We start from the raw sequence: 26,587 nt of genomic DNA, 5'->3' as shown, positions 1-26,587 counted from the left end.
ATAAACAAGGTAATCTAATGTTTAACAAAACGGTTGTAATTCTTTTCGCACTGACCATTATGATAGGTGCACTTACCCTAGTTCACCCGTATTTTAGTATCTTATTTATTATTGTCGCGCTGCTATTGGTTTTAGCTGTTTATGATTCTATTCAAGCTAAGCATGCACTGATGAGAAATTACCCCGTTATTGGTCGTTTGCGCTGGCTAATGGAAGCGGTTAGGCCTTTTGTTCAGCAATATTTTATTGAGTCTGAAACTGACGGAAGGCCAATATCACGTATGTTTCGAACAATTGTTTATCAACGGGCAAAGAATAGTCGCGAGACGGTTCCCTTTGGTACACAAGTGGATACTTACCGAACTGGCTATGAATGGATTGGGCACAGTATCGGTGCATTAAATGTCAAGGATGTCGATTGCTCACCAAGCGTAAGGATTGGCTCTAAAGACTGTTTACAACCATACAATGCTGCCATTCTCAATATATCGGCTATGAGTTTCGGGTCCTTGAGCAAGCCAGCGCTTCAAGCGCTCAATAAAGGGGCTAAAAAAGGTGGTTTCTATCATAATACAGGAGAAGGCGGAATCAGCCCTTATCATTTAGAAGGAGGCGATCTGGTTTGGCAAATAGGCACAGGTTATTTTGGTTGTCGAAATGATGAAGGTGGTTTTGATCCTCAACAATTTAGTGAAAATGCCAAGCGAAGTTGCGTCAAAATGATCGAAATTAAATTGTCTCAAGGAGCTAAACCTGGGCATGGTGGTATCTTGCCTGCCTCAAAAAACACACCAGAGATTGCTAAAATACGCGGCGTCGAAGCAGGAACCGAAGTGGATTCACCGCCTTTTCACAAGGCTTTTGATACGCCTTTAGCGCTAATTGAATTTGTAAAAGAGCTTCGTGATCTAAGCGGTGGTAAACCGATTGGGTTTAAATTAGCAATAGGCCGCAGAAGTGAATTTATCGCGATTTGCAAAGCGATGGTTGCATTGGATGTAAGTCCTGATTTTATTACTGTTGATGGTGGTGAAGGCGGTACTGGAGCCGCACCATTAGAATACTCTAATTCTATCGGTTCGCCCTTAAGAGAAGCGCTTGCATTTGTCGATGACATCCTCACGGGGTTTGGATTACGCAAAGAGGTTAAGCTCATAGCTTCAGGTAAAATATTATCAGGCTTTCATTTAGTTAAAAACTTAGCCTTAGGTGCAGATTTATGCAATAGCGCAAGAGGAATGATGTTATCTTTGGGCTGTATCCAAAGCTTAAGTTGTAACACCAATCACTGCCCAACCGGTGTTGCAACTCAAGATCCTAAGTTACACAAAGGACTAGTTGTAACAGATAAGTCTGAACGCGTTTACCGTTTTCAGAAAAAGACGGTACATGCTGCAGTTGATATAATGTCATCCGCCGGTATAGCGGCTAGTAGTGAGCTTAATCGTACCCATATTTTTAGACGGATAAACCAACAAACAGTCTCACGTTATGATCAAATTTTTCCCATGTTGAAACCCGGATGCATGGCCGATGGGAACGTACCTGAGCATTACGCAATTGATTATGCTGAAGCTGATGAAACTAGCTTTAAACCTTTGAGTTGTGAACAACAAGAGGCACTTGCGATTGCTTAGTAACAGAATTGTCCGCAGAAAGAGCATTTACAATGGAGAATTTGGTCTACCTATATCTGAGGTGTTAACGCGTGTGTTGCGTAATCGAGCAATTGACTCAAGCGATGACTTAATTCTACAAAGTAAAGCTCTAGCGCATTATAACAGTCTTTTTGGTATTGATATCGCGGCTCATTTATTGGCACAAGCAGTTCGAAAGAAACAGCACATTGTCATTGTGGGTGATTTTGATGCAGATGGTGCGACAAGTACCGCCTTATGTATGCTTGCGCTGCAAGCAATGGGGCATAAGCACGTTAGTTACATTGTGCCCAATCGCTTTGATTATGGCTATGGGCTAACGCCACCTGTTGTTGACCTTGCGGTAGAACAATCTGCAGATATTCTGGTGACTGTTGATAACGGAATATCCAGTATTGATGGGGTAAAATACGCAAAACAACAAGGTTTAAAAGTAGTTGTTACTGACCATCATTTGCCGGCGGATTCGTTGCCTGAGGCAGATGCGATTGTTAACCCAAATCATGTCAAATGTCGGTTTCCTTCAAAAAACTTAGCTGGTGTAGGGGTGGCATTTTACGTCTTATCGGCTTTAAAAAACGAATTAGTAAACAGCGGATATTTTGAGCAAATCAGCAGACTACCGCCCAATATGGCCGAATTTTTAGACATTGTCGCCATAGGTACTCTTGCTGATGTGGTACCACTTGATAAAAACAACCGTATTTTAGTACATCAAGGGATACAGAGGATTCGGGCGGGTAAAACTCGTCCCGGCGTTTTAGCATTAATGTCAGTTGCTAATAAAGATTACAAAAAGTGCAGTACATCTGATTTGGGATTTGTTATTGGACCACGCTTAAATGCGGCAGGGCGACTCGATGATATGTCACATGGTATCGAATGTTTGCTGTGCGGCAATATACAACAAGCGCATACCTTGGCTGCGCAACTAGATGGTTTAAATCAGTCCAGGCGAGAAATTGAGCAAAGCATGAAGCAAGATGCTCAAAATGTATTAGATACCCTATCAATTAATAATGAAGACTTACCTTGCGCATTAGTCGTTTACAAAGAAGATTTTCATCAAGGTGTGATTGGCATAGTTGCTGGCCGATTAAAAGAGCAATATCATCGCCCTTGTATTGTATTTGCAAGTGACAACGAACATCATGTCAAAGGGTCAGCTCGTTCCATAGACTCCGTTCATATCAGAGATGTGCTTGCTCGTGTTGATGCGTTGAAACTAGGATTGATACTTAAATTTGGCGGGCATGCAATGGCAGCAGGTTTAAGCATACAGAAGCAGTGTATTGACGAATTTACGCAGTTATTTATCCAAGAAATTGATAAACATACAGCCAAGCTACCAAAACATGCGATAGTGCTTTCAGATGGTGAGCTTAAACATGATGAAATTACGCTAGAACAAGCCTTAGAATTAAAATATGCGTTTCCTTGGGGGCAAAAGTTTGAAGAGCCGATTTTCGATGGGGTGTTTACGCTGATTAATCAAAAAATAGTGGGGAAAAACCACTTAAAGCTCACATTGGGCTTTGGCGATATGCAACAACAGAGGTATATCGATGGTATTGCGTTTAATATTGATTTGCAAAAGTGGCCCAACATGCAAGCAGAGCAAGTTCACATCGCTTACAAGTTGGATATAAATGAGTTTAGAGGAAATACTAGCGTCCAATTGATTGTTGTGGAAATTGACGCCCTGTGATTAAGAGATTGTGATAAAAGAATCAAGCAGGTGTTAAAACGGGAAAGGATATGAGTCTTAGGCAAAGCTTGACAGGGTATGTGTTGCACAAAAGAGCTTACCGTGAAACCAGCTCATTAATTGATTTTTTTACTTTAGAACAAGGCAAAATAAGCGTTGTTGCCAAAGGAGCCAGAGGTAATAGCAAGTCGGACCGAAAGAGTCTTTTGCAGGGTTTACAAAAGCTAGAGTTCGAATTGACAGGGAAATCCAGTCTTAAAAACCTAGGAAAAGTAGAAGCTGTTCCAGGAAGCCTTTCATTGAGTCAAGACCTAAAACAATATCCTTTATATTGTAGCTTTTATATAAATGAAATACTGTGCCGTGCGCTGCCAGATGCTCAAGCAATCGAGGCTCTCTTTGAACATTATGAAAAAACCTTACTCAAACTTGCCGCTGTCAGTAAAAGTAATGAACAAAATACGATGGCGCGGCTTGAACCTATTTTACGGGATTTTGAATTTGCGCTATTGTCTTGCTTAGGTTATTTACCTGATTTTAGTGTTGATGCGCAAACGGGTGAAGCAATAAATGCCTTGCTGCATTATCAATTTGACCCACAAATCGGATTTTTTAATTGTCATCAAGCAGTAAAGGGCGCTATTGAAGGTTTGCAAATAATCAAAATTCAAAAGGGCCAGTACTACACCAGTGACGATAAAGACGCTAGACAGCTGGCAAAGCTATTATGCCGACAATTGCTACTAGACATAATTGGGCACAAGCCAATTAAAAGCCGTGAATTATTCTTGCCGACCTAAGATCAGCATCCACGTTTTATTTGATGTAAAAGCGATCTGCTTTTGGCTATTTTTCTTATCACTGATATCCTTACTACCAAAATCACACTCTAGCGTTTTTGCTGGCGCTTTATCGGAGACCATAACATGCATCCTATTTTGTTGGGCGTAAACATTGATCATATCGCTACATTACGTAACGCTCGAGGCACGGACTATCCAAACCCGGTTCATGCTGCTGATATTGCTGAAAGAGCGGGTGCTGATGGTATTACTATTCATCTAAGAGAAGACCGCAGGCACATTAAAGACGAGGATGTCTATACGCTCAAGCAAACTATAAACACTCGCATGAATCTTGAAATGGCAGTCACCGAAGAGATGCTGGCGATCGCCGAAAAGGTAAAGCCGGAATTTTGTTGCTTAGTGCCTGAAAAAAGAGAAGAATTAACAACAGAAGGTGGGCTGGACGTTGCTGGAAATCTTTCTAAGATCAAACAGGCGTGTCATCGTTTGACTGAACAAGGCACGTTAACGTCATTATTTATTGATGCTGATCAAACACAGATTGAGGCGGCGCTTGAAGCTAATGCGCCATTTATTGAAATACACACCGGCCAGTATGCGCAGGCACGCAATGAAATGGAAGCTAAAGCTGAATTAGCAAAACTAATTGATGGGATTGAATATGCAGATAGGCTTGGTTTGAAAGTCAATGCAGGGCATGGGTTACATTATCATAATGTCAAACCCATTGCGGCAATTCCGCAACTAATAGAGCTTAATATTGGGCATGCGATTATTGCTCGCGCGGCATTTGATGGGCTAGACAAAGCGGTAAGAGATATGCGTATTTTGATGCAAGAATCGAGGCTTGAAGCCAGACAGGAATTACAACTTGCCGCACTATTTAAACAAAACGTTTAACTTGGGGTACAAGGTCACGTGATATTTGGAATTGGTACTGACATCGTTGAAATAAAACGTATGGAAGAAGCCCTGTTATCAGGCGATAAACTTGCGCGTCGAATATTAACAGAAAATGAATATAAAGCGTTTACCGACAGTAAAACGCCTGCACGGTTTCTTGCCAAGCGTTTTGCCACTAAAGAAGCTATCGTTAAAGCATTTGGGACAGGTATCGGGCATGGCGTTAGTTGGCAAATGATGGAAATATACCATGATGATAAGGGTAAGCCACTTGTTAGCGTAAGTGGATTTTTATCTACACTTTTTGAGCAAAATGGTCTACGAGCTTGTCACATTAGTGTATCTGACGAACGGCACTATACAAGCGCATTTGCGCTTATAGAGTCTTAAGGTGGCACAGTTCTTCAAAGCGCCTAATAGTAAATCATCGGCTAAAAACCGTTCTAAACACAAAACTATCGATGTCCTGATTGACGACCAAGATCACTTTGGAGTCGGTATTGTTTTGTCGACCAAACCTATCACTTTAGTTGAAGGAGCCATAAAAGGGGAACGGTGCTCGATTACCATTAATAAAAGCACAAAGCGAGTAGCCTACGGAAAAGTAAAGACGGTATTACAAGCAAGTGTAGATAGGCAGACACCTTTTTGTGAGGTTTTTGACCAGTGTGGAGGGTGCTCATTACAATATATGTCGGCGAAAAAAGGGTTGATGTATAAAGTTAACGCGCTGAAAACCCTTATAAAGCGTCAACTTGGTAGTGATGATACATCTGAGCAACAAGATGTTTGGTATCGAGCAATTGAATCGTCAAATATGGCCATAAATCAAGATGCCATTTCGTATCGAAGACGCATAAAACTTGCCATTGATGCAAGAAACCTCGATAACATTAAGATAGGTTTCCGGTCCGCACAAAGTCAAGATGTGATCAATATTGATAGCTGTCCTATCGCGGTTCCAACTATTAGCAAAACGCTTCCTTATTTATTAAATGCCTTGCGAACAGATAAAGAACTTTGCACAGAGATGGGTAAAGTGGGCCATATCGTTATCACACAAGGTAAAGTGCACACTCAAGTCGCCTTATATATTGTAAAAGCACTTTCACAACAGTTTATTAACAGTCTTACGCAACTTCTTCACAGTTTATCGTTAGAGCTTGCCTTGATTCAAAAGGATGCATCGACTAGTGCAATGGCAAAAAAGGACCATTTTTTAGCAATACAAGATCATCATATGGTTGATACACAGGTACACCCAAGTAGCTTTTTACAAGTGAACAAAAGTGTAAACAAGCAAATGATTGAGCAAGCAATTGTTTGGTTGACGCCAAGTTCGCGACAAACATTATTCGATTTCTACTGTGGTTCAGGAAACTTTGGCTTGTGTTTTGCCCAAAAGGTCGCCCAAGTTGTTGGGGTAGAGGGAGTCAAGACTATGGTTGATTTGGCTAATCAAAATGCAAACGACAATAATATTAGCAACGCTAAGTTTGTTTGCGTGGATTTAAACAATCAACAGTCGGTAAGTGAATACTGTGGGATGCTTGATAAAGAAAGTCTTGTATTGCTTGACCCCTCTAGAGATGGCGCAGCGATTCTATGCGAGGCCTTGGCTAACACGAATGTAAATAAAATTTTGTATGTGTCATGTAATCCAAATAGCTTTATTCGAGATGCAAAAGCATTACAAAATAGGTATAAAATTGATAAAATGTCCCCGTTAGACATGTTCCCTTATACAAAACACTTAGAACTGATGGCTTTATTCGTGCCACGCTAAGCCAAAAGGACTGTTATGGTTTCAATAAGAAGTGTTCATCGTGAGCAACGACCTGAGTTTGAGACTTGGTTAAACGATCTTAATTTAAGTGACGAAACCAAAGACAAATTAAGGACGGTTTCCCATGTCCCAGAGGTGCTGCTTATTGGTCAAGAAATGGTAGAGATTCTTCAACAGTTGCACATGGATGACGAAACTTTGCAGACGGCTTTAGTCTATCCTTATTGCGAAATTCACCAGTTAGATCGTCCACAGCTTATCGAGAATTTTGGCGAAAGCATTACCGAATTGGTCGAAAGTGTACGTAAGATGCAAGCTATTAATTCATTGCAGTCAAAGCATAGTCCAAATGACAATATTCAAGTAGAAAAGCTACGTAACATGATGCTAACGATGGTTGAAGATGTCAGAGCGATTGTAATCAAAATGGCAGAACGCATCTGTACCTTGCATCAAATTAAAGACCAAGATGAAGAACAAAGAGTGCTAGTGGCCAAAGAGTGCGCGACGATCTATGCTCCTTTAGCTAATCGTTTAGGTATTGGGCAATTAAAATGGGAATTAGAAGACCTTTCGTTTCGATATTTGCATCCTGTCACTTATAAACGTATTGCAAGTATGTTAAAAGAGAAACGAAGTGATCGAGAGCAATATATTGATGATTTTGTGAGTCATTTGCAGGGTTTACTCAATAAAGAACAAATAAACGCACAAGTTATTGGTCGGCCAAAGCACATCTTTAGCATTTATAAAAAAATGCATAAAAAACATTTAAGCTTTACGCAACTGTTCGACATTCGCGCGTTACGGATTGTGGCAGATCGTTTACAGGATTGTTATGCAGCATTAGGCACGGTGCATGCTAGTTACAAACATATTCCAAGCGAATTTGATGATTATATCGCAACCCCTAAATCTAATGGCTATCAAAGTATTCACACCGTAGTGCTTGGTCCACAAGGCAAGTCGATTGAAATTCAAATCCGCACTCATGAAATGCATCAAGATGCAGAGCTTGGAGTAGCCGCCCATTGGCGTTATAAAGAGGGTAATACAGGCAGTTCTGCAAGTGCGGATGAAAGAGTCAATTGGTTAAGAAAAATTCTGCAGTGGCAAGAAGAAATGGCGGAATCAGGCAACTTAGTAGAGGAGTTTCGAAGCCAAGTCTTTGATGACCGAGTGTATGTGTTAACACCTAAAGGCGATGTCATTGACTTGCCAATGGGATCAACGCCATTAGATTTTGCTTATTATGTGCATAGTAATGTTGGCCATCGCTGCACAGGAGCAAAAGTAAATAGACGCATTGTGCCGTTCACCTATAAGCTACAAAGTGGTGATCAAATTGAAATTCTAACGGGTAAACACCCGTCACCAAGTCGCGACTGGATGCACCTATAGGCTTAGGGTATGTGCATTCAAGCAGAGCGCGTTCCACTATTCACTCCTACTTTAAGAAGCAAGATAAAACAAAAAACATTGAAGCAGGCAAAGAGCTACTAGAGCGTGAATTAGCTAAGGTAGACTTATCACCAAAGCTAGCATCAGAGGCTGTAAATAAATATAACGTCAATACACTGGAAGATTTTTATGCTGCGATAGGCTCTGGAGATATCAGAGTAATGGGGGTGATTAATTATTTAATCCAAAGTGTTGCGCCGCCCAAAGAGGTGCAACAAGAGTTGCCCATTCGCCCCAGAAAAGCGCGCACTAGTAAGCACAAAGACCCCATCATAGCAGAGGGTGTAGGTAATTTGATGAGCCAAATAGCGAAATGTTGCCAACCCGTCGCTGGAGAAAAAATTTTGGGCTATATTACGCAAGGAAAAGGGGTCAGCGTCCACAAGGAAAATTGCATACAGCTACAACATTTATTGTCGCAACATCCAGAACGCGAAATTGAGGTTGCTTGGGCAGATCAGGAAAAAGCGAGCTTTCAAACTGAGCTTGATATTTATTGCCATGACAGAACAGGCATTTTGCGTGATATAACGACAGTGCTATCAAATGAAAAAGTCAGTTTGTTAGGGGTTAATTCCCTTAGTAATAAACAACAAGGCACTGCGATGATAAAAATTACAGTAGAAGTAAAAGATGCTGATAATCTTGCAAGAACATCACAGAAACTTCGTCAAATTACCGATGTAACTGACATTGTTAGGGCTTAGGTTGCTAATTGTCTAAAACATCGACTACCACTGTTGCATTGATTGCTGTTTGCGCAGGTTATCTAATTGCGCCAATGGGGATGACTGCGGTTAATGTCGCTATTCCAGCAATGGCGCTTGATCTTAATGCAAATGCTATCAAAGTTGCGTGGTTACCGACCTTATACATACTTAGTAACGTTGCCTTGATGCTCCCTTTTGGCAAGCTGGCTGACAACTATGGCAGAAAAAGAGTTTATGTGTTTGGTTTGGCACTTAACGCTGTTGCTGCATTTATGTGTTCAATTGCTCAAACGATTGATGGAGTATTGCTTTGGCGCTTTATTCAAGGTGCTGCTGGTGCCATGATTTTTGGTACTGGGGTGGCCATCATTAGCTCAGTTGCACCTGCCAATAAAAGAGGTGCAGCGCTTGGTATTGTCGCATCGTGTGTCTATATTGGTTTGACCATCGCGCCAGCAGTGGGAGGATGGTTGACTGAGCTTCTTGGCTGGCGCTCGGTGTTTTATTTTCAAATTCCCTTTGTCGCCGCGTTATTAATATTCATCAAATGGAAGCTCAAAGGGGAATGGAAAAACGAAGAAAAGTCCCGTTTTGATTGGGTGGGTACATTTTTGTTTATTGGATTCACGGTTAGCCTTGTTTATGGCATCAGTGCTTTACCTAGCTTGTTAGGTACTTTGCTAATATTGCTTTCGTTGCTGTGCCTTGGTTTGTTTATTTATCATCAAAGTAAAAGTTCACGACCTTTGATTAGAGTGCAAATGTTCATTGAAAGTCGGGTTTTTAGTTTGTCATTGTCGACTTCATTTTTAATGTATGCCAGTAATTTTGCGATCGTATTTTTGTTGAGTTTATATTTACAATATATAAAAGAACTGAGTCCAGCAGAGTCGGGCAAAATTTTGCTTTTACAGGCACTTTGTATGGCAATTATGGCACCAATTGCCGGTAAGTTATCTGATAAGTTTGAGCCTCGGCTTGTCGCGACCGCAGGTTGTTCAATTGTAGCGCTAGGGTTTGTCATGCTCAATCAAATTGGGATTGCGTCAACTGCCGGCTATGTGGGTGCATCCTTAGCTATAATGGGAATAGGGTTCGGCTTATTCTCAACGCCAAACAACAATGCGATTATGGGGGCAGTTCAAGAGCAAGAATTAGGCGTTGCGTCGGCATCAATGAATCTTTCTAGAACAATCGGTAACTTACTAGGGATGAGTCTGGTCAATTTAATGATGCAATATTATATTGGTGCAGCTAATTTTACCCCATCGCAAAACCCAGCATTGATGCAAACGGTATCCTTAGCACTTAATATGTCTCTTGTATTTGTTATTTTAGCCTGCATCTTATCCGCATTGCGAGGAAAGCAATAATAAGGCTAGTCAGTTGGCCTTGATCAATGTTCTAATAAGCGCGGTTTTTCTTTACATTTTAATAAGCAGCATTCATGACATTCGCTTCACTTGGATTAATTCCTCCGTTACTCAAAGCCCTAAATAAGCAAGGCTACGATAAGCCCTCACCAATTCAAGAAAAGGCAATAGGCCCGGTTTTAGAGGGTAAAGATGTCATGGCTGCAGCACAAACTGGAACGGGCAAGACAGCTGCCTTTGCATTACCATTATTGCAACTTTTACATAAAAGACCACATCAAGCGCGTAGCAATCATACTAGAGCACTAGTGCTTACGCCTACTAGGGAGCTGGCCGCCCAAGTTGCCGATAATATCAATACATATAGCGGTGAATTAAACCTGAACCATAACCTGGTATATGGTGGTGTTAAAATTAACCCTCAAATGATGAAGTTAAGACGTGGAACAGATGTGCTCATCGCAACGCTAGGAAGGTTGTTAGATTTGTATCAACAAAATGCAATTAAGTTTAATCAAATTGAAATATTAGTGTTAGATGAAGCTGATCGCATGTTGGATATGGGCTTTATCAAAGACATCAAACGAATATTAGCGTTACTACCAAAAGCACGCCAGAACTTATTGTTCTCGGCAACATTCTCAGATGATATAAGGGGGTTAGCTAGAGGCTTACTCAACGAACCGGTTGAAGTGTCCGTTGCACCACCCAACACAACTGTTGAGCGAATAGAACAGTGTATTTATCCAGTTGATAAAAGCAGTAAGACAAAGCTTTTAATCCACTTAATAAAGACTTATAACTGGTTTCAGGTATTAGTTTTTTCACGGACAAAGCATGGTGCTAATAGACTGTGTACTAATTTAAATAAAAAAGGTATCACAGCAGCTGTAATTCATGGAAATAAAAGTCAAAATGTTCGTACTAGGGCATTGGCCGACTTTAAACAAAATAAAGTTCAAGTATTGGTGGCAACCGATATTGCGGCTAGAGGAATTGATATTGCTGAGTTACCACATGTAGTAAATTTTGACTTGCCACACGTTCCAGAAGACTATGTGCACCGAATTGGTCGAACCGGTAGAGCTGGAAAATCGGGTTTGGCGGTATCGCTAGTGTGTGCTGATGAAACTAAACAGCTTGCTGGTATACAGTCATTAATTAACTTGCGTATTCCACAAGAAATTATTCCAGGTTTTGAGCCTACTCAAGCCTTACCAGGTCAAAATGCACCGATAAAGCCTCTTAAGCCGAAAAAGCCTAAAAAGCCGAAAAAACCACGCTTACACAATAATTCAAACGGGCAACAAAATAATCAAAAACAAGGAAAGTCAAAAACACAAGGCGAATCTGGACCTGCGCAACGCCGTGCGCGTCAGCAAAATGCACAAAATAATACGCGAAACAATGATAAACCAAATAGGTAACAAGCTTTGCAAGCCCAAATAGAAAAAGTCGCTGTTTTTGTTGATGTTCAGAACATCTATTACACCTGTAAGCAAGCATATGGCAAACAATTTAATTATCGAGAACTGTATCAGAATATTGTCCACAAATATGAGCTTAATAGTGCGTTTGCCTATGCAATAGATAGCAACAATGAAGGGCAACGGAAGTTTCAAAACGCATTGCGAAGCATTGGTTTTGAGGTTAAGTTAAAGCCTTACATTCAAAGAGCTGATGGGTCTGCCAAAGGTGATTGGGATGTAGGTATCGCTGTTGATATGATGGAAGTGGCCCCACACGTGGACCATATGGTGTTGTTAAGTGGCGATGGCGACTTTGATTTACTATTACAAAGCCTAAAACGGCATCATACAATCACCACTCAAGTGGTCAGTGTTGAAGCATTAACAGCATTATCACTGATAAAAAGTTGCGATATATACTCACCAATCGACTCAACATTTCTTTTGTGACTCAACGCGATACATTAAAACACTGTTATTTACTGTAAAGGTTCAGCCTCTGGTTCAGGCTGGACTTGTGCTTGATCTTGCTTGTTACTCGCCGCTTCTTTAGGCTCAAAGGTGCTTTCGAATTCTTCAAGTGACATGCCAGCATAGCGCAAAGCATTCTCTATTCGCGCTTCAGTCAGCGGGTGGGAACTTAGCATTTTTTCAAGTTCAGTTGAGCTACTAGGCGCTATTTCACTAAATTTTTTCATTCCTTTTGCAAATGCAATGGGGTCTTTGCCCGCAATATCTAATTGCGATAGCGCAAAATTGTCTGCTTCCCATTCTAGTTCTTGAGAAAATTGATTAGTCGCAATGGTATTCGATACACCTGCGAAAAATTCTAATAGGCCACCTACATCGCCAAAAATAAAGTCAATCGCCAAGGATGTCGCCAGTGTCTGTGAAATCAAGCGCATTGAATGGTGATGTTCGACATGTCCGAGTTCGTGAATAAAAATTGCGGTTAATATATCTTCATCAAATTCGACTAATTCTAATAACTGATCCGTAAATACTATGGTGCCATCGGGTAAAGCAAATGCATTAGGACCAAACTCTTCAGAATAACGAAATTCAATTCGGTAGTTTTGATGTTCAAGATCCATTTGTTTTATTAGAGCAAACCAGTTTCGTGATAATTGCTCGGTGACTTTTTCATCTACTTTAGAGGGCTCAAGGGCAAGCTTTTCTAGCGCGCTCATACTATGAGATGAAGCAAGTGATACGATAGGGTCGGGCACCAAGGGGGCAAACCACACGGCAGCCTTAGGAATGGCCACCGTGAAAATAAAAAACAAGGTTAAAGGTACTATTACCAAACTTGCTATTACCGCTTTAGGTGATTTTTCGAGTTTGCTTACACTGTCTTGTTTATTTGCTAACCATTCATCACTTAATGAATCAGTGTCTATGACCAGCTTATAGCCATTAGGCAACACTATTTCCCGTGGGATGGAGCCCAACTTCTGAGAAACATCTAGTTCATCTCTGTTGCTTTGAAACGAGGTTCCAGTAGCGTCTTGAAAACTTAATATACCACTAGGGTAGAGTTTTAGTTTTATACTTTCTACCTGAGCACTGTTGTCTTTAAATAGATTTGCGTCTACGACAATCATCTCGATTATCCTATTGAAACATCTATATCAAATGCACCAATGACTTCATCAGCAGTGGCATTATCGTTTGCTATTTGTTGGTCAATAACAGAATCCATAGTATCTAATACGGCTATTTGTGTGGAGTCACTTAGTAATCGAGCTGTGCGCACTTTTACCCATGGCATCGCCATGCCTAAACTAAAAATAAGTAATAAATAATTGGTAATCGTAAGTGTTGCAAAGCTGATTACTTTTAAATCTGAGTGCAAAATAGCAACGTCTTCTACTACGGTGTTATTGAAAACATGATTACGAATATGCGCTCGGTAGAATGAGTAAGAAATTGCCGCGACAAAGATATATCCAGCAAACATAACAATCCCGACTATACCAGCTAGCCCAGCTGCAGCGGCCTCACTAGCATCTGTTGCAAAGGTCTCTCCAAACGCACCAGCAATACCACCGATAATTGCGATAACAATGAATAAAACAATTGCTGCGCCAAATCCAATGCAGCTAGCAATAATCGACGCAACATAGTACTCACCCGTTTTCAATCGCGGCTTGAACGCTTTGTTACCGTATCTCATATTTTCATACAAGAACTCATCAATTTGTTTTACGACCCATGGCATGGCGAGGTAAAAACTCAATAATCCGAGTATTGGGTATATCGCAAATACAACAAAGGCGCGACCATAATTAGTTTTAAAGTCAAAACGCACGTTGCGATACTCCATCATTCTCATACGAAATCTCATACCCAAACAAATGATAAAAGGCGTCAACAACATAATTATGAGAATGACAACAAGGCCAGCTTGGGGGCTAAAACTCGAGGTCAGCGAATAAAGAATAAACAAGCCTACCGCAATGGCACGACCTTTTAAAATTTGAAGCGGTTGTGCTAAATAGTTTAAGCGGTGACCTGCAATTTCAGTGTTTGAATAGAAATAGCGATTAGTTCTAACGGTTGCCCATGCTGAATAAATACCCAGCGTTAATACGGTAAGTGCTAGATTGACTATCCAGATACCAAAATACTCAGTACCATCGCCATGGAATTTGACGCGCTCTTTTGATGTTACTTTGTATTCGTGAGTGTTCATGTGATTGTCATCACCGAAGTGTTCTTGGTACTCCATTGAACGTTTGGCAATCAGCCCTTGAAGTGTATCCACGCGCTCAGGATAAAGCTCACGGTCAACTGTATTTAGTGCCTCTTGTAATTCTCGTAGAGAATAAGTAGCGTAATTTGGTTCGTCTTGATTGGCTTGATTAGACATTCAACATTCCTTGTTAGATTTACTGGACTACGACGCATAAAAACATGCATGACCTTAATTCACAAAATGCTATATTATTTTGGTCCATAGTGAAAGTGTTAAAAACCAAGCATCTTAGGTATTTGGATAAAATAATTACAATAAAGGCTTCGCTTTTCCTGCTAAATCTGTATAATTCGCGACCTGCCCAGTTACGCCCACCTTTGGGAAGGTGGAAGATCAATAGACTCGAAGGGGTCAAGACATTGATAACGATAACTTTTTTAATATTTTTCGGGTGAATTTAAATGAAAACTTTTGTTGCAAAGCCAGAAAGCGTAGAACGCGACTGGTACGTGGTAGACGCCACTGACAAAACGTTAGGTCGCTTAGCGACTGAGATCGCAACTAGATTGCGTGGTAAGCATAAACCAGAGTATACACCTCACGTTGATACTGGTGATTACATTGTTGTAGTCAATGCTGAAAAGATTACTGTTACGGGTAACAAAGCCAAAGGTAAGATTTATTATAATCATACTGGCTACCCAGGCGGTTTGAAGCAAGCTACTTTTGAACAGCTTCTTGAAAAAAGACCAGAAATGGTTATTGAAAGAGCAGTAAAAGGCATGTTGCCAAAGGGACCTTTAGGTCGCGCTATGTTCCGTAAAATGAAAGTATTTATCGGTCCAGAGCATACGCATCAAGCACAACAGCCACAAGTTTTGGATATATAGGGAGCGCATCATGGCAGATACTCAATATTACGGTACAGGTCGTCGCAAAAGCTCAACAGCTCGCGTATTCCTTCGTCCAGGTAGTGGTAACATTACCGTTAATAAACGTCCATTAGACGTATTTTTTGGTCGCGAAACCGCTCGAATGATTGTTAAGCAACCATTAGAACTAGTAGAAATGCTTGAAAAGTTTGACTTATACGTAACCGTCTCTGGTGGTGGTATTTCTGGTCAAGCTGGCGCAATTCGTCACGGCATTACACGTGCGTTGATGGAATATGATGAAACACTTCGCCCAGCGCTTCGCAAAGCAGGCTTTGTTACACGTGATGCACGCCGTGTTGAACGTAAGAAAGTTGGTTTGCATAAAGCACGTAAGCGTCCTCAGTTCTCAAAACGTTAATCTGTTTTGGCGATATTGTCGCACTAAGAATTGCTCAAAAACCCAGCATATTGCTGGGTTTTTTTTGTTTAGAAAGGTGCAACGACCATGGTCGAATAGGTTTTGCATTCTCTTGTGTGCAAAATAGTTGACTTAAAACGAATATAAACACCGCTTTTTTAAAGTAAAACCTTGTGTTTACTAAGTGTTTTCTTTTACCATACGCGGTAAAATTTTGTAATCTTATGTGTAATGCCGTTATTTATGTTTTTAAATGGCAAGACGATAAGCTTATATAAAACAACCTTGGGTTGAAAAGCCTTTCCCAAACCTCGGAGAATAGTTGATGAGCGAAGTATCAGTAGATGCCAATGAATCAGCGCAACAGAACCCGTCTGATAATAACAGACGGAAATTTCTTACTGTCGCGACGTCTGTCGTAGGCGCAGTAGGTGTTGCTGGCGCAGCTGTACCATTTATTGCATCTTGGCAACCTAGTGCCAAAGCCAAAGCGGCTGGTGCAGATGTTGAAGTTGACATAAGCGGCCTGCAAGTAGGCCAGTTGATCAGAGTATTATGGCGTAGCAAACCCGTATGGGTGGTTAGGCGTTCTCCAGAAACGCTAGCTGATCTTGGAAAGCATGATGACCAGCTTAAAGATCCGGCCTCTGAATCAGAGCAACAGCCGGTCTATGCGCAAAATCCACACCGTTCTGTAAAAGAAGAGTATCTAGTGTTAGTGGGAATTTGTACGCATTTGGGTTGTTCTCCGCAGCACTTAACAGATGGCGCGTTTGAACAATATGCTGAAGGCATTTCAGAAGGCTTTTTCTGTCCATGTCACGGTTCAAAGTTTGATTTGTCGGGTCGAGTGTTTAAAGCCGTTCCTGCAGGTTTGAATTTAGTAGTGCCGCCTTATCAATTTTTAGACGATAACACTATTCTTATCGGTTCAGATGAAGGAGTAGCGTAATGCAAGCTTTATTAGGATGGATTGAACAACGCATTCCAATGATGCGCGTCGCTAATATGCATGCTATTCAGTATCCTGCTCCTCGGAACATGAACTTTTGGTATGTTTTTGGATTTTTAGCCACAATTGTACTGGTCAATCAAATTGTTACTGGTATTTGGTTAACCATGAATTATGAGCCATCTGCAGAGCGCGCTTTTGCGTCTGTTGAGTATATAATGCGAGAAGTCGATTATGGTTGGCTCTTAAGATATATGCATAGTACTGGCGCTTCTGCATTCTTTGTAGTGGTTTATTTGCATATGTTCAGAGGCATGATATATGGCTCTTACCAAAAACCTCGTGAGCTTTTATGGGTGTTTGGTATGTTAATCTACCTTTCATTGATGGCTGAAGCATTTTTAGGATATGTATTGCCTTGGGGACAAATGTCCTATTGGGGCGCACAGGTAATTGTATCGCTTTTCAGTGCAATTCCTATCATTGGGCCTGATCTGGTTGAATGGATTCAAGGCGACTATGTTATATCGGGGGCAACGCTAAATAGATTCTTTGCATTGCATGTAATTGCGCTGCCACTTGTTATCGTTATTTTAGTCTTTTTGCACATTATTGCTTTGCATGAAGTTGGGTCAAATAACCCTGATGGAGTCAATATCAAACGTCCTAAAGGTAGTTTGTCTGACGATGAAAAGACTAAGTATAAAATTCACGAATATTATACTGACAAGTACGATATTGTTGATGATGTAGTACCGTTTTTCCCTCATATTGTTCTAAAAGACCTAGTGGCATTTAGTATATTTTTATTTGGATTTTGTTATATCATGTTTTTTGCGCCTGAGATGGGCGGCAAGTTCCTTGAGCATCCAAACTTCGAAATTGCAAACCCGCTAAAAACGCCTGAACATATTTTCCCTGTTTGGTACTTCACACCTTTCTATGCAATATTGAAAGCTGTACCTGACAAGCTAATGGGTGTATTACTCATGTTTAGTGCTATCGCTGTGCTGTTCGCACTACCGTGGTTTGATCGCAGTAATGTGCGTTCATGGCGTTACAGAAGCGGCTTACATACTGCAAACTTGATCATTTTTGCAATTGTATTTATTTTCTTGGGTTATCTTGGTGGGACTCCGCAAGAACCTTGGAAGATTGTCGCGTCACAAGTTGCCACTATTATGTATTTCGGATTCTTTGTACTGTTGTTCTTATATTCGAAAAATGAACGAACCAAACCTGTACCAGAGAGGATCCCACGATGAAAAAATGGTTAGCGATGTTATTGTTTGTGCCTAGCTTTGCATTTGCAGCGGGTTCGTCAGTACCACTAGATGATCCTAATATCGATTTGCGTGACAAAGAGTCCTTGCAACGCGGCGCACAGACATTTATGAACTACTGTATTGGTTGTCACCAAATGCAATACCAGCGATATCAGCGTACATTTAACGATTTAGATATCCCCGAAGAGTTAGGCCAGAAGTATTTACAGTTTACTGGTGAAAAAGTATCTGATTATATTACCACGCCAATGCCTGCGGAAAATTCAGCAACTTGGTTTGGCGCGCCACCACCGGACTTAACGTTGGTTGCACGAGTAAGAGGCCCTGAATGGATTTATACTTTCTTGCGTACATTCTACGTTGAGGAAGGAAAGACATTTGGTGTTAATAATCTTGTGTTTCCAAACGTAGGTATGCCTCACGTTCTAGAAAGCTTGCAAGGTACTCCTCGTCTTTCGACAGAGACTGTGATGGTTGATGGTGAGATGATAGAGCGTCCAAACGGTTTGACCAACGATGGCAATGGTAAGTTGGCGCCTGAAGAATACGATGCAGCTATTCGTGACTTAGTTAACTTTCTAGAATATACCGGTGAACCAACACGTCTTCAATCTGAAGCTATTGGTCTAGGCGTTTTGATATTCATCGTTGTATTCTTCATTTTCGCGTATTTGCTGAAGAAAGAATACTGGCGAGATATCAAGTAATAGTATATACTTTTGCGTCATTTTTGATGGGTACTATCAAAAGATAGTACCCATTTTTATGTCTAAATATTCTATTTTTCTTTGCTACTACTTTAGCAAAGAGTACGGAGGCCTCAATGGCAGTAGCCACAAATAAACGTTCTATCATGACTCTGTTTTCAGACAACAAAGACATTTACTCACACCAAGTACGTATCGTACTTGCTGAGAAAGGAGTAGGCGTAGATATCATTTTTACCGACCCTACCCAATTAAATGAAGAGTTACTCGAGATGAACCCCTATGGCACTGTTCCTACTCTAGTTGATCGAGAGTTAGTTCTATATAAATCTCATATCATAATGGAATATTTGGATGAAAGGTTCCCTCATCCACCATTAATGCCAGTTTATCCTGTATCCCGTGGCCAAAGCCGTCTAATGATGCATCGAATTGAGCAGGACTGGTATTCGCTTGCATCGAGAGTATTTCGTAATGAAGCCGGTGCTGAAGAAGCTAGAACGGAGTTAAAAGAAGCATTGTTAAGTCTAGCTCCGATATTCGCTGAAACTGACTATTTTATGAGTGAAGAGTTCAGCCTTGTTGATTGCTACTTAGCGCCATTGCTATGGAGATTACCTGCCTTAGAGATAGAATTAACAGGCCAAGGTAGTCGTGAAGTCGTTGCTTATATGCGCAGAATTTTTGAACGAGGTTCATTCAAAGCGTCTTTGACTGACTAAGAACGTGAGATTCACAACCCCCTATAGGGCTGTGTTTTTTGCCAAGGAACACTTAAAAAATGCAAGATATGACTCCAAATCAACCGTATCTGTTACGTGCATTTTTTGACTGGATTGTTGACAACGATTTAACGCCTTATCTGGTAGTGGAAACTGTTTTTAAAGAAGTTAATGTACCAACACAATTTATCAAGAATGATCAAATTGTGTTGAATGTTTCCCCAAGCGCATGCGTAAACTTCATAATTGATAACAATTCAGTACAATTTCAAGCTAGATTTGGCGGGCAACCAATGCTTGTTTCATTTCCTTGTCACGCGGTTAGCGCAATATATGCAAAAGAAAACGGCGCGGGCACCGTGTTTACGTTACCTGAGCCAGCCGAGCTTGAGGCCTTAACAGAAAAGCCAGATACTAAACCTACCTTAGAATCTGTTCCTAATTCAAAAGAAGATACGGATAACGCGAAAAGCAAAGCAAAAAACAAAAAACCTGGTTTACGCGTAATTAAATAAGCTCCATCACTCTGACAACTTTGGTTACGCCATCGACATTTCGTGCAAGCTCAACCGCCGCTGCAGCTTCTTGTCTAGTCAGTCGGCCCATGATAAATACTTCACTGTCTTCAACAATCAAATCAAGCTTTAATATCGGTACACTTTCATCGGTGGTCATGAGAGTTCTAATTTTGGTGCTTAACCAAACATCGTTGATAGATGAACTTGCAGGGATGGGCTCACCCAAACGTATCTGATTATGCACTTTGGCGACATTCTTTACGTTAGCAGTGACCAATGCAATTTCATCTATAAGGGTTTGTAGATTTGCTTGGCCGGTTAATAAGACTTGGCCGTTATATACATTGACATTGATGTCTGCATTGTCATCAATACTAGCAATAGAATTAATGGCAGTACTGACCCGTGCTGAGGTTGTTTTATCATCAATTTGCGTACCCAATGTTCGTCTATCACTGTTTGAAGTTGCCGCCGTTCCGGCAGCGCCTACTGCCACAACTGAAACACAACCAGTCATGATGTGTACACAATATAAAACTATAAGTATTTTGATAAGTTTCATGTTTACTCTCCAGAGTTTACAGGAAAAAGAGTATTATCGATCGTCTCACAAAGCGTATGAATCACCAACAGATGTACTTCTTGTATCCTAGCTGTACGTGATGAAGGTACGCGAATTTCAACATCATTTTCACCAATAAAACCAACCATTTCGCCGCCATCTTTACCTGATAAGGCCACAATAGTCATATCTCTTGTTAATGCGGCTTGCATTGCTTTTATCACATTTGCTGAATTTCCACTTGTTGAGATAGCCAAAAGGATGTCGCCGGGTTGCCCCAGTGCTTTTACTTGCTTGGCAAATACATCGTCAAAGGAAAAGTCATTTGCGATTGACGTAATAGTAAAGGTATCGCTGGTGAGTGCGATTGCGGGTAAAGATGGTCTATTTCGCTCATATCGGTTGAGTAGTTCTGAAGAAAAGTGTTGGGCATCACCCGCTGAGCCTCCATTTCCACAAGATAGTATCTTATTGCCCGAGATAAGCGCTTTCACCATCATCTGTGCTGCCTTTTCAATCGATTCAGGCAAGGCTTCTGATGCCGCTATTTTAGTCTGAATACTTTCAGTAAAATGCTTTTTTATCGTGTCGAGCATTGAGTAGTAGTACCTTTTTTATTTTTATACGTTCTTTAACCAAGTCAGCTTTTTACCATCAATCGCTATTAGGTCTAATCTCATATTTGCGTTATGCAAGTTTAAGTTATGTTGTTGAAAATAGCACATGATAGTTTTGATCATTTTATTTCTTTTTTGCGCGGTAAAATAATCTGCTGCGTAACCAAATTCACTTATCGTACGGTATTTAACTTCAACAAACACCCATTGCGTTTGATCGATAAAAATAAGATCAAGCTCACCGACTTTTGCACGGTAGTTTTGCTCAACAAACCTAAGACCCTCTGCGATTAAATAGTCTTTCGCCTTTGCTTCTGACGCTTGTCCATCTTTTCTGGCATTAAGTCGTTTAGTGTGTGCATCATTCACATGTGTTCCCTACAACGCGATGCTCAATTGCTAGATGAAATACTAATTGAGGATAGGCCTCTTTGTAAGGTATCGTCATCGTCTATCGATAAACTCCCGCTAAGTCCGGTAATTGTCATGTGAGGAAAGATGCTAAGTTGCGTAAGATTTTCAGTTAAACTAAAAGCATCATAACCAAATGCAAACAATCTAAGAAACCCGCTTGAGGGTTCATTAAATAGCACATCTATTTCTTGGGCAAGCGCTTGGCTTCGGCCTTCTGGCAGCATCCAAGGCATGTCAACGAATACCATATTACGTAAATCACGCTGACTGTTCTTACTTTGCTTGTGGTCATAACTATAAGAGCTGGCATAAACAGGAATCGATTCTCCACTAAATAGACTAATGCTCGACTCTATAATTGGATTGATGAGTTCAACATCATCTGGTCGGGCAAATACCACAAATGCATCGATGTCACGCCGATTGCGAGTGACGCTATAGACTCTTTCGTTACTGAGGTTTTCAAGCTGAGAAATGCGTCTTTGGCTTTGCAAGACATCTAGTGCGGCTGTCACGCCTGTTCGCATCCCCTTGTTATCAGAATATCTTATTTTCACCAAATCATTAGTGGATGTGTATTGGATGGGAGATGATAGTTTCCATGCTCTTTCAAACTCCGCGACCATTCTATCTGACATATTAGAGCCATCTTCTATTAAAATGGGGCGTTCAATATTTTGTTGTCTCATCAGACCGACTAATTTTTGAACTTCTTGTTCAGGAGATAACGAATAAAAAGTTCGCCCCTCAAGGCGCTCGCCATCGTCATCATTTGCTTGATTCAAATACACTATTTGCTGTCCAGGCAAAATTAATGGTTCGATTTGTTCGATATGCGACTTTAATAAAGGCCCTATGATTGCAGAATAAGAAGACAAAGACTCACTGTTAATTTGCTCAGAGATTGTAGGCAACGAACCAGTATCAAGAAACGTAATAGAAATTTGCTCATTACCATTTTCAATATTTACATTTGTATGTTCTAAGAGATAGCGAGCAAGTACTCCCTGTTTTATTGCATTACCTTGAGTAGCAAGGCGGCCGCTCAGTGGCAATAGTATCGCTATTCTTGAGATTTCTTGTTTGTCATAAGATAAAAATAAATCAAGCTGCTGAGGCAGTAGTTGCGACAGATACGCATCGGCATTTTGCGATAACCAATTATTGATCGAAGCCTTTCCAATATTGTCATTAATACTAGGGTCTTCCACTATTTGTAAGATTGTTGCATGTCCGTTAAGGGCAGGGAAGACCGATAAAAGTTGCTCTCGTTGTTTTTGCTCGCTTAATGAAAACCATGTCCAAATAACATTGGCTGTGTTGGGCTCTAACAAAAGGCTTGGTACGTCATTGTTAGTCATTAATACGCGAAGTGCTGTCGAGTAGTCTTTTTGTAGCGCATATAAAACAGCGTTTGACTCTCTTTTCTTTTCATTAAGGCTTGCGGGGATTTGACTAGTATTATCTAGCCATTTTTCTAACAAATCCATTTCTTTTGTGAACACCAAAGAAAGTTGCTCAGTTGGCAATTCGCTATTTTGGATTACTTGCAATAAACAATATGCTTTTAGCGTATTGGCGACAGAACGATTTTGCTCATCGCTAATAGAACTTTGCATATGGGCAATAATGATATCGCTTTTTTTGCAATCCTGACTATCAGCATACTGATTGGCGAGCATTAGCAAAGCTGTATTTCTTGCCTGTATATTTTGGCTTAATTCAAAAGAGCGTTGAATTTGCTCAAGACGAGTCTCGTTAGGTATCTCAATCTCAGTCGATTGCTCAGGAACACTCTTTATCGCAGGTGTTATTGTTTGCTGTGTGCTGCCACAAGCTATTAAAGTGTGTACCGCGACAAGTGTAATAAGTAACTGGAGTGCCTTCACGTTTACTATCCTTTTTTCCCAATACTCGTAGTCTACTTGGCTGGTCAAAAATATCTAGTTCATTTCATGCAATCTGTACTTAAGTTTGTGTACACTACACGTAATGACCCTTTCAACCGAGTATAGAATGAGCCAGTTATTCATTGTACCCACACCCATTGGCAATCTTTCTGATATTAGTCAGCGCGCTATAGATACACTATCGTCTGTCGATTTGGTGGCATGTGAAGATACACGGCATTCGTCACATTTGTTTCAAGCAATTGGACTTAAAGTGAAAACGATAAGTTTGCATGACCATAACGAAGAGCAAAGAACGCATTTGCTTATCGACAAACTAAAGCAAGGTCAAAACATTGCGCTTATTTCAGATGCAGGTACACCTTTGATAAGTGATCCTGGTTATAAGCTTGTCAGCACTTGCAGAAATGAAGGTATTCAAGTGATTGCATTGCCTTAGTCCATGCGCACTGACAACAGCGCTAAGTGCCTCAGGTCTGCCGACTGACAAATTTGCGTTTCAAGGGTTTCTGCCGACCAAACTTAAAGCAAAGGTTGATGCATTAAAACAAGCAAGTACTGCCGGCATGACGGTCATTATTTATGAAGCCCCTCGACGAATCAAAGATACTTTATTGTTGTGTGAAACTCACTTGCCTGAGCCCCATCAAATTGTACTGGCTAAAGAGTTAACAAAACATTTTGAAACTTATATCCAAGGTAATGCGCGTGACATTGTTGACTGGATGGAACAGGAGCAAGGCAGAGAAAAAGGGGAGTTTGTATTAATGATTTACTGCGCACCTAAGGTTAATGAGGCCCTGCCGAGAGAAGCACTATCGCTATTAACAAGCTTGAATCAGGCACTGCCACCAAAAACAGCCTCTGCTATAGTTGCACAACACTACCAATTAAATAAGCGGCAACTGTATCAGTGGACACTTGCCCAAAAAACAGATGGCTTAGAATAAGCTTAAACGTTATCAAAGAGGTCTTGTACACGTTGACGTAGCTCGTCTATTTTGTCTATTTCTGCCGGAGCAATAAAAATAGTATCATCACCCGCTATTGTGCCCATTACGCCATCAGTGTGGCTAAGAGAGTCAAGCAAGCGCGCAATCATTTGTGCAGCCCCCGGACTGGTGCGTATGATAACCATGACATTGTTGTGTACAATATCTAATACAAGCTGTTTTAAGGGACTTTTGGCTGTTGGCATACCTAACTCTGGAGGTAAACAGTAAACCATATCGCCTCGTGCATCTCGTGTTCGTACTGCGCCGAATTTACTTAACATTCTTGAGACTTTTGATTGACTGATATTATCGAAGCCTCTGTCTTTTAAAGCAGTAACAATTTCTCCTTGTGACCCATAACTTTCGGTCTTTAGTATCTCTTTAAAAGCTTTGATTAGAACGTCTTGTTTTTGTGCAGTCATTTGCGGTCACTTTTAGTTTATGCTCTATCTTAATTGTCTTCTAATCATCGTCTAATGGCAATGTTTGTCAGTAAATTGTTAGCAATATGTTTAAAAAGTCACTAATTCTAGCTTCAGACTATTGGGTGATTGAGATCTGTCGCGTTTTCGGATAATCTTCGCGCTCAATTTATCAATCTTGTTAACAGGAGAGAATCCGATGAAAGTAGCTGTATTAGGTGCTGCAGGTGGTATTGGTCAAGCCTTATCACTATTACTTAAAACACAATTACCCGCTGGCTCTGAGCTGTCACTTTATGATGTAGCGCCGGTTGTACCGGGTGTGGCGGTAGACCTTAGCCATATACCAACTGATGTGGAAGTAGCTGGTTTTGGTGCAGACGATTTAGCTGACGCATTAACAGGCTGTGATATTGTCCTTATTCCTGCAGGTGTGCCTCGCAAACCTGGTATGGATCGCTCAGATTTATTTAATATCAATGCTGGCATCGTTAAAAACCTAATTGAAGCATGTGCAGACAATTGTCCTAAAGCATGCATCGGTATCATTACAAACCCAGTCAATACAACGGTTGCCATTGCGGCTGAAACACTCAAAGCGAAGGGTGTTTATGATAAAAACAAACTGTTTGGTGTGACAACACTTGATGTCATTCGCTCAGAGACGTTTATCGCACAGTTAAAAGGAATGAGCACGGCTGATGTTCATGTACCTGTTATAGGTGGTCACTCTGGTACCACTATTTTACCACTGTTGTCACAAGTAAAAGGTGTCAGCTTTAGTGATGAAGAAATAGCAGCACTTACGCCTCGTATACAAAATGCTGGAACAGAAGTAGTTGAAGCTAAAGCCGGTGGCGGCTCTGCAACCCTATCAATGGGGCAGGCGGCTGCACGTTTTTGTTTATCATTAGTGGATGCCATGCAGGGCAAAGATGTGGTCGAATACACCTATGTTCAAGTCGATGGTTCTGAAGATGCAGCATTTTTTGCTCACCCAGTGCGCTTAGGTAAAAATGGTGTACAAGAGATACTCTCTTATGGCGAGTTAAGCGCTTTTGAGCAAAAAGCGAAAGAAGATATGTTAGAAGGTCTTCGTGGCGACATTCAACTTGGTGTTGATTTCGTCAATCAATAATACATTATTTTGGTATTAAGAACCGGAGCATGCTCCGGTTTTTTTATATCTTAGTATTGTTGTTTTTATCTCTACTAGCGCGAATAAGAGCATCGCCACTGCTAAAACCTCGTTTACTTAGCCTGTCATAAAGTACGACATTTGCTGTAACGGCTAAATTTAGGCTCGAGCGCGCAGGGATATACACCACTTTGTCGCATCTATCGATAGTCTCTTGTGCAATACTCCCATCTTCTGGACCGAATATATAATATGCATTTTGAGGGTGTTCAAAAGAGGGCAAATCTGTGGCCCCTTCAACTAATTCAACCGCAACACTTTTGTAGTCGCTGGGTAGTTTATCAAATATATCGTTAATGCCATGATTTGGAATTTTTGAACGCATATTTTGCGTATCTTCGTTAAATTTTTTAGCATGCTCAATACGAGACCCCGTGTAATATACCGCGTTCACATCAAAACAAGCAGTTGCTCTCATG

28 protein-coding genes and 1 pseudogene are annotated in these 26,587 nt (G+C 40.8%); 20 read left to right on the top strand and 9 right to left on the bottom strand.

Annotation, left to right across the window (positions count from 1 at the left end; all coding sequences use genetic code 11):
• Positions 1 to 17: 17 nt before the first annotated feature.
• Genes ACZ1G6_RS12150 through recO form a run of 3 tightly spaced genes read left to right on the top strand, consistent with a single transcriptional unit; the run spans position 18 to position 4,166 of the window.
• Positions 18 to 1,637: an FMN-binding glutamate synthase family protein gene (locus tag ACZ1G6_RS12150; RefSeq protein ID WP_472616530.1), complete on the top strand. Its 1,620-nt coding sequence runs from the start codon at positions 18 to 20 to the stop codon at positions 1,635 to 1,637.
• The gene (recJ, locus tag ACZ1G6_RS12145) at positions 1,630 to 3,366 is read left to right on the top strand and encodes a single-stranded-DNA-specific exonuclease RecJ (protein ID WP_472616529.1); all 1,737 of its coding nucleotides are present in this window, start codon (positions 1,630 to 1,632) and stop codon (positions 3,364 to 3,366) included. Before ACZ1G6_RS12150 ends, recJ begins: the two co-directional genes overlap by 8 nt.
• A 50-nt stretch (positions 3,367 to 3,416) precedes the next feature.
• Entirely contained in the window at positions 3,417 to 4,166 is a 750-nt protein-coding gene (gene recO / locus ACZ1G6_RS12140; RefSeq protein ID WP_472616528.1) for a DNA repair protein RecO, read from the top strand.
• Here the strand turns inward: recO and ACZ1G6_RS12135 are convergent.
• Entirely contained in the window at positions 4,149 to 4,289 is a 141-nt protein-coding gene (locus ACZ1G6_RS12135; protein WP_472616527.1) for a hypothetical protein, read from the bottom strand. The genes recO and ACZ1G6_RS12135 overlap by 18 nt on opposite strands.
• Positions 4,290 to 4,292: 3 nt before the next feature.
• Here ACZ1G6_RS12135 and pdxJ point away from each other — a divergent pair, with 3 nt between their 5' ends.
• From pdxJ to ACZ1G6_RS12100, 7 genes and pseudogenes are all read left to right on the top strand, one after another.
• Positions 4,293 to 5,072 (top strand): pyridoxine 5'-phosphate synthase, encoded by a 780-nt coding sequence (gene pdxJ, locus ACZ1G6_RS12130; protein WP_472616526.1) that lies wholly within the window; start codon positions 4,293 to 4,295, stop codon positions 5,070 to 5,072.
• Positions 5,073 to 5,090: 18 nt separating this feature from the next.
• Entirely contained in the window at positions 5,091 to 5,465 is a 375-nt protein-coding gene (gene acpS, locus ACZ1G6_RS12125; RefSeq protein WP_472616525.1) for a holo-ACP synthase, read from the top strand.
• A gap of 1 nt (position 5,466) precedes the next feature.
• Positions 5,467 to 6,861: a 23S rRNA (uracil(1939)-C(5))-methyltransferase RlmD gene (gene rlmD, locus ACZ1G6_RS12120; RefSeq protein WP_472616524.1), complete on the top strand. Its 1,395-nt coding sequence runs from the start codon at positions 5,467 to 5,469 to the stop codon at positions 6,859 to 6,861.
• Between the two features lie 15 nt (positions 6,862 to 6,876).
• Positions 6,877 to 9,029, top strand: a pseudogene (gene relA, locus ACZ1G6_RS12115) (GTP diphosphokinase).
• Positions 9,030 to 9,037: 8 nt separating this feature from the next.
• Complete coding sequence (locus tag ACZ1G6_RS12110; protein ID WP_472616523.1) at positions 9,038 to 10,405, top strand: MFS transporter; 1,368 nt, start codon at positions 9,038 to 9,040, stop codon at positions 10,403 to 10,405.
• Positions 10,406 to 10,479: 74 nt separating this feature from the next.
• On the top strand, positions 10,480 to 11,832 hold the full coding sequence (locus ACZ1G6_RS12105) for a DEAD/DEAH box helicase (protein WP_472616522.1): 1,353 nt from the start codon (positions 10,480 to 10,482) through the stop codon (positions 11,830 to 11,832).
• A gap of 18 nt (positions 11,833 to 11,850) precedes the next feature.
• Positions 11,851 to 12,324 (top strand): LabA-like NYN domain-containing protein, encoded by a 474-nt coding sequence (locus tag ACZ1G6_RS12100; protein ID WP_472618982.1) that lies wholly within the window; start codon positions 11,851 to 11,853, stop codon positions 12,322 to 12,324.
• A 29-nt stretch (positions 12,325 to 12,353) separates the two neighbouring features.
• Here ACZ1G6_RS12100 and ACZ1G6_RS12095 read toward each other — a convergent pair whose 3' ends face one another.
• Together ACZ1G6_RS12095 and ACZ1G6_RS12090 are read right to left on the bottom strand one after the other, a co-directional pair.
• The gene (locus ACZ1G6_RS12095) at positions 12,354 to 13,478 is read right to left on the bottom strand and encodes a M48 family metallopeptidase (RefSeq protein WP_472616521.1); all 1,125 of its coding nucleotides are present in this window, start codon (positions 13,476 to 13,478) and stop codon (positions 12,354 to 12,356) included.
• A 5-nt stretch (positions 13,479 to 13,483) separates the two neighbouring features.
• A complete protein-coding gene (locus ACZ1G6_RS12090; protein ID WP_472616520.1) occupies positions 13,484 to 14,746 on the bottom strand; it encodes a YjgN family protein in 1,263 nt (420 codons plus the stop codon).
• Between the two features lie 287 nt (positions 14,747 to 15,033).
• On the opposite strand from ACZ1G6_RS12090, the gene rplM reads away from it, so the two are divergent.
• From rplM to ACZ1G6_RS12055, 7 genes are all read left to right on the top strand, one after another.
• Positions 15,034 to 15,462, top strand: a complete 429-nt coding sequence (rplM, locus tag ACZ1G6_RS12085) for a 50S ribosomal protein L13 (protein ID WP_472616519.1) — start codon at positions 15,034 to 15,036, stop codon at positions 15,460 to 15,462.
• A gap of 10 nt (positions 15,463 to 15,472) precedes the next feature.
• Positions 15,473 to 15,865, top strand: a complete 393-nt coding sequence (gene rpsI / locus ACZ1G6_RS12080) for a 30S ribosomal protein S9 (RefSeq protein ID WP_472616518.1) — start codon at positions 15,473 to 15,475, stop codon at positions 15,863 to 15,865.
• A gap of 325 nt (positions 15,866 to 16,190) precedes the next feature.
• Entirely contained in the window at positions 16,191 to 16,817 is a 627-nt protein-coding gene (gene petA / locus ACZ1G6_RS12075; RefSeq protein ID WP_472616517.1) for a ubiquinol-cytochrome c reductase iron-sulfur subunit, read from the top strand.
• Complete coding sequence (locus ACZ1G6_RS12070) at positions 16,817 to 18,082, top strand: cytochrome b (RefSeq protein WP_472616516.1); 1,266 nt, start codon at positions 16,817 to 16,819, stop codon at positions 18,080 to 18,082. The genes petA and ACZ1G6_RS12070 overlap by 1 nt, the downstream gene beginning before the upstream one ends.
• The gene (locus tag ACZ1G6_RS12065) at positions 18,079 to 18,810 is read left to right on the top strand and encodes a cytochrome c1 (protein WP_472616515.1); all 732 of its coding nucleotides are present in this window, start codon (positions 18,079 to 18,081) and stop codon (positions 18,808 to 18,810) included. Before ACZ1G6_RS12070 ends, ACZ1G6_RS12065 begins: the two co-directional genes overlap by 4 nt.
• A 116-nt stretch (positions 18,811 to 18,926) precedes the next feature.
• Positions 18,927 to 19,532: a stringent starvation protein SspA gene (gene sspA, locus ACZ1G6_RS12060; protein WP_472616514.1), complete on the top strand. Its 606-nt coding sequence runs from the start codon at positions 18,927 to 18,929 to the stop codon at positions 19,530 to 19,532.
• A 68-nt stretch (positions 19,533 to 19,600) separates the two neighbouring features.
• Entirely contained in the window at positions 19,601 to 20,047 is a 447-nt protein-coding gene (locus ACZ1G6_RS12055; RefSeq protein WP_472618981.1) for a ClpXP protease specificity-enhancing factor, read from the top strand.
• On the opposite strand, the gene ACZ1G6_RS12050 is transcribed toward ACZ1G6_RS12055, so the two are convergent.
• From ACZ1G6_RS12050 to ACZ1G6_RS12035, 4 genes are read right to left on the bottom strand one after another with little or no spacing between them, the layout of a single operon-like run.
• Positions 20,040 to 20,612 (bottom strand): BON domain-containing protein, encoded by a 573-nt coding sequence (locus ACZ1G6_RS12050; RefSeq protein ID WP_472616513.1) that lies wholly within the window; start codon positions 20,610 to 20,612, stop codon positions 20,040 to 20,042. The two genes, ACZ1G6_RS12055 and ACZ1G6_RS12050, sit on opposite strands and share 8 nt — an antisense overlap.
• A gap of 2 nt (positions 20,613 to 20,614) precedes the next feature.
• Positions 20,615 to 21,208 (bottom strand): phosphoheptose isomerase, encoded by a 594-nt coding sequence (locus tag ACZ1G6_RS12045; protein ID WP_472616512.1) that lies wholly within the window; start codon positions 21,206 to 21,208, stop codon positions 20,615 to 20,617.
• Positions 21,209 to 21,232: 24 nt separating this feature from the next.
• Entirely contained in the window at positions 21,233 to 21,598 is a 366-nt protein-coding gene (locus ACZ1G6_RS12040; protein WP_472616511.1) for a YraN family protein, read from the bottom strand.
• A gap of 23 nt (positions 21,599 to 21,621) precedes the next feature.
• A complete protein-coding gene (locus tag ACZ1G6_RS12035; protein WP_472616510.1) occupies positions 21,622 to 23,532 on the bottom strand; it encodes a penicillin-binding protein activator in 1,911 nt (636 codons plus the stop codon).
• 127 nt (positions 23,533 to 23,659) lie between these two features.
• Here ACZ1G6_RS12035 and ACZ1G6_RS12030 point away from each other — a divergent pair, with 127 nt between their 5' ends.
• Both ACZ1G6_RS12030 and ACZ1G6_RS12025 read left to right on the top strand, forming a co-directional pair.
• Positions 23,660 to 23,992 carry an SAM-dependent methyltransferase gene (locus tag ACZ1G6_RS12030; RefSeq protein ID WP_472616509.1) on the top strand — a complete coding sequence of 111 codons (333 nt, stop codon included), beginning with the start codon at positions 23,660 to 23,662 and terminating at the stop codon, positions 23,990 to 23,992.
• Positions 23,979 to 24,503 (top strand): SAM-dependent methyltransferase, encoded by a 525-nt coding sequence (locus ACZ1G6_RS12025; RefSeq protein WP_472616508.1) that lies wholly within the window; start codon positions 23,979 to 23,981, stop codon positions 24,501 to 24,503. The genes ACZ1G6_RS12030 and ACZ1G6_RS12025 overlap by 14 nt, the downstream gene beginning before the upstream one ends.
• Before the next feature lie 2 nt (positions 24,504 to 24,505).
• On the opposite strand, the gene argR is transcribed toward ACZ1G6_RS12025, so the two are convergent.
• Positions 24,506 to 24,970 (bottom strand): transcriptional regulator ArgR, encoded by a 465-nt coding sequence (gene argR, locus ACZ1G6_RS12020; protein WP_472616507.1) that lies wholly within the window; start codon positions 24,968 to 24,970, stop codon positions 24,506 to 24,508.
• A 199-nt stretch (positions 24,971 to 25,169) separates the two neighbouring features.
• Between argR and mdh the strand changes: the two genes are divergently transcribed.
• Entirely contained in the window at positions 25,170 to 26,108 is a 939-nt protein-coding gene (gene mdh / locus ACZ1G6_RS12015; protein ID WP_472616506.1) for a malate dehydrogenase, read from the top strand.
• Between the two features lie 43 nt (positions 26,109 to 26,151).
• Here mdh and ACZ1G6_RS12010 read toward each other — a convergent pair whose 3' ends face one another.
• On the bottom strand, positions 26,152 to 26,586 hold the full coding sequence (locus tag ACZ1G6_RS12010) for a TrmH family RNA methyltransferase (protein WP_472616505.1): 435 nt from the start codon (positions 26,584 to 26,586) through the stop codon (positions 26,152 to 26,154).
• Between the last annotated feature and the right edge of the window lies 1 nt (position 26,587).

This window comes from Glaciecola sp. HA4-3 (assembly GCF_055693685.1).
The sequence above is the reverse complement of the archived record's forward strand: the minus strand, read 5'-3'. Positions and strand labels throughout refer to the sequence as shown.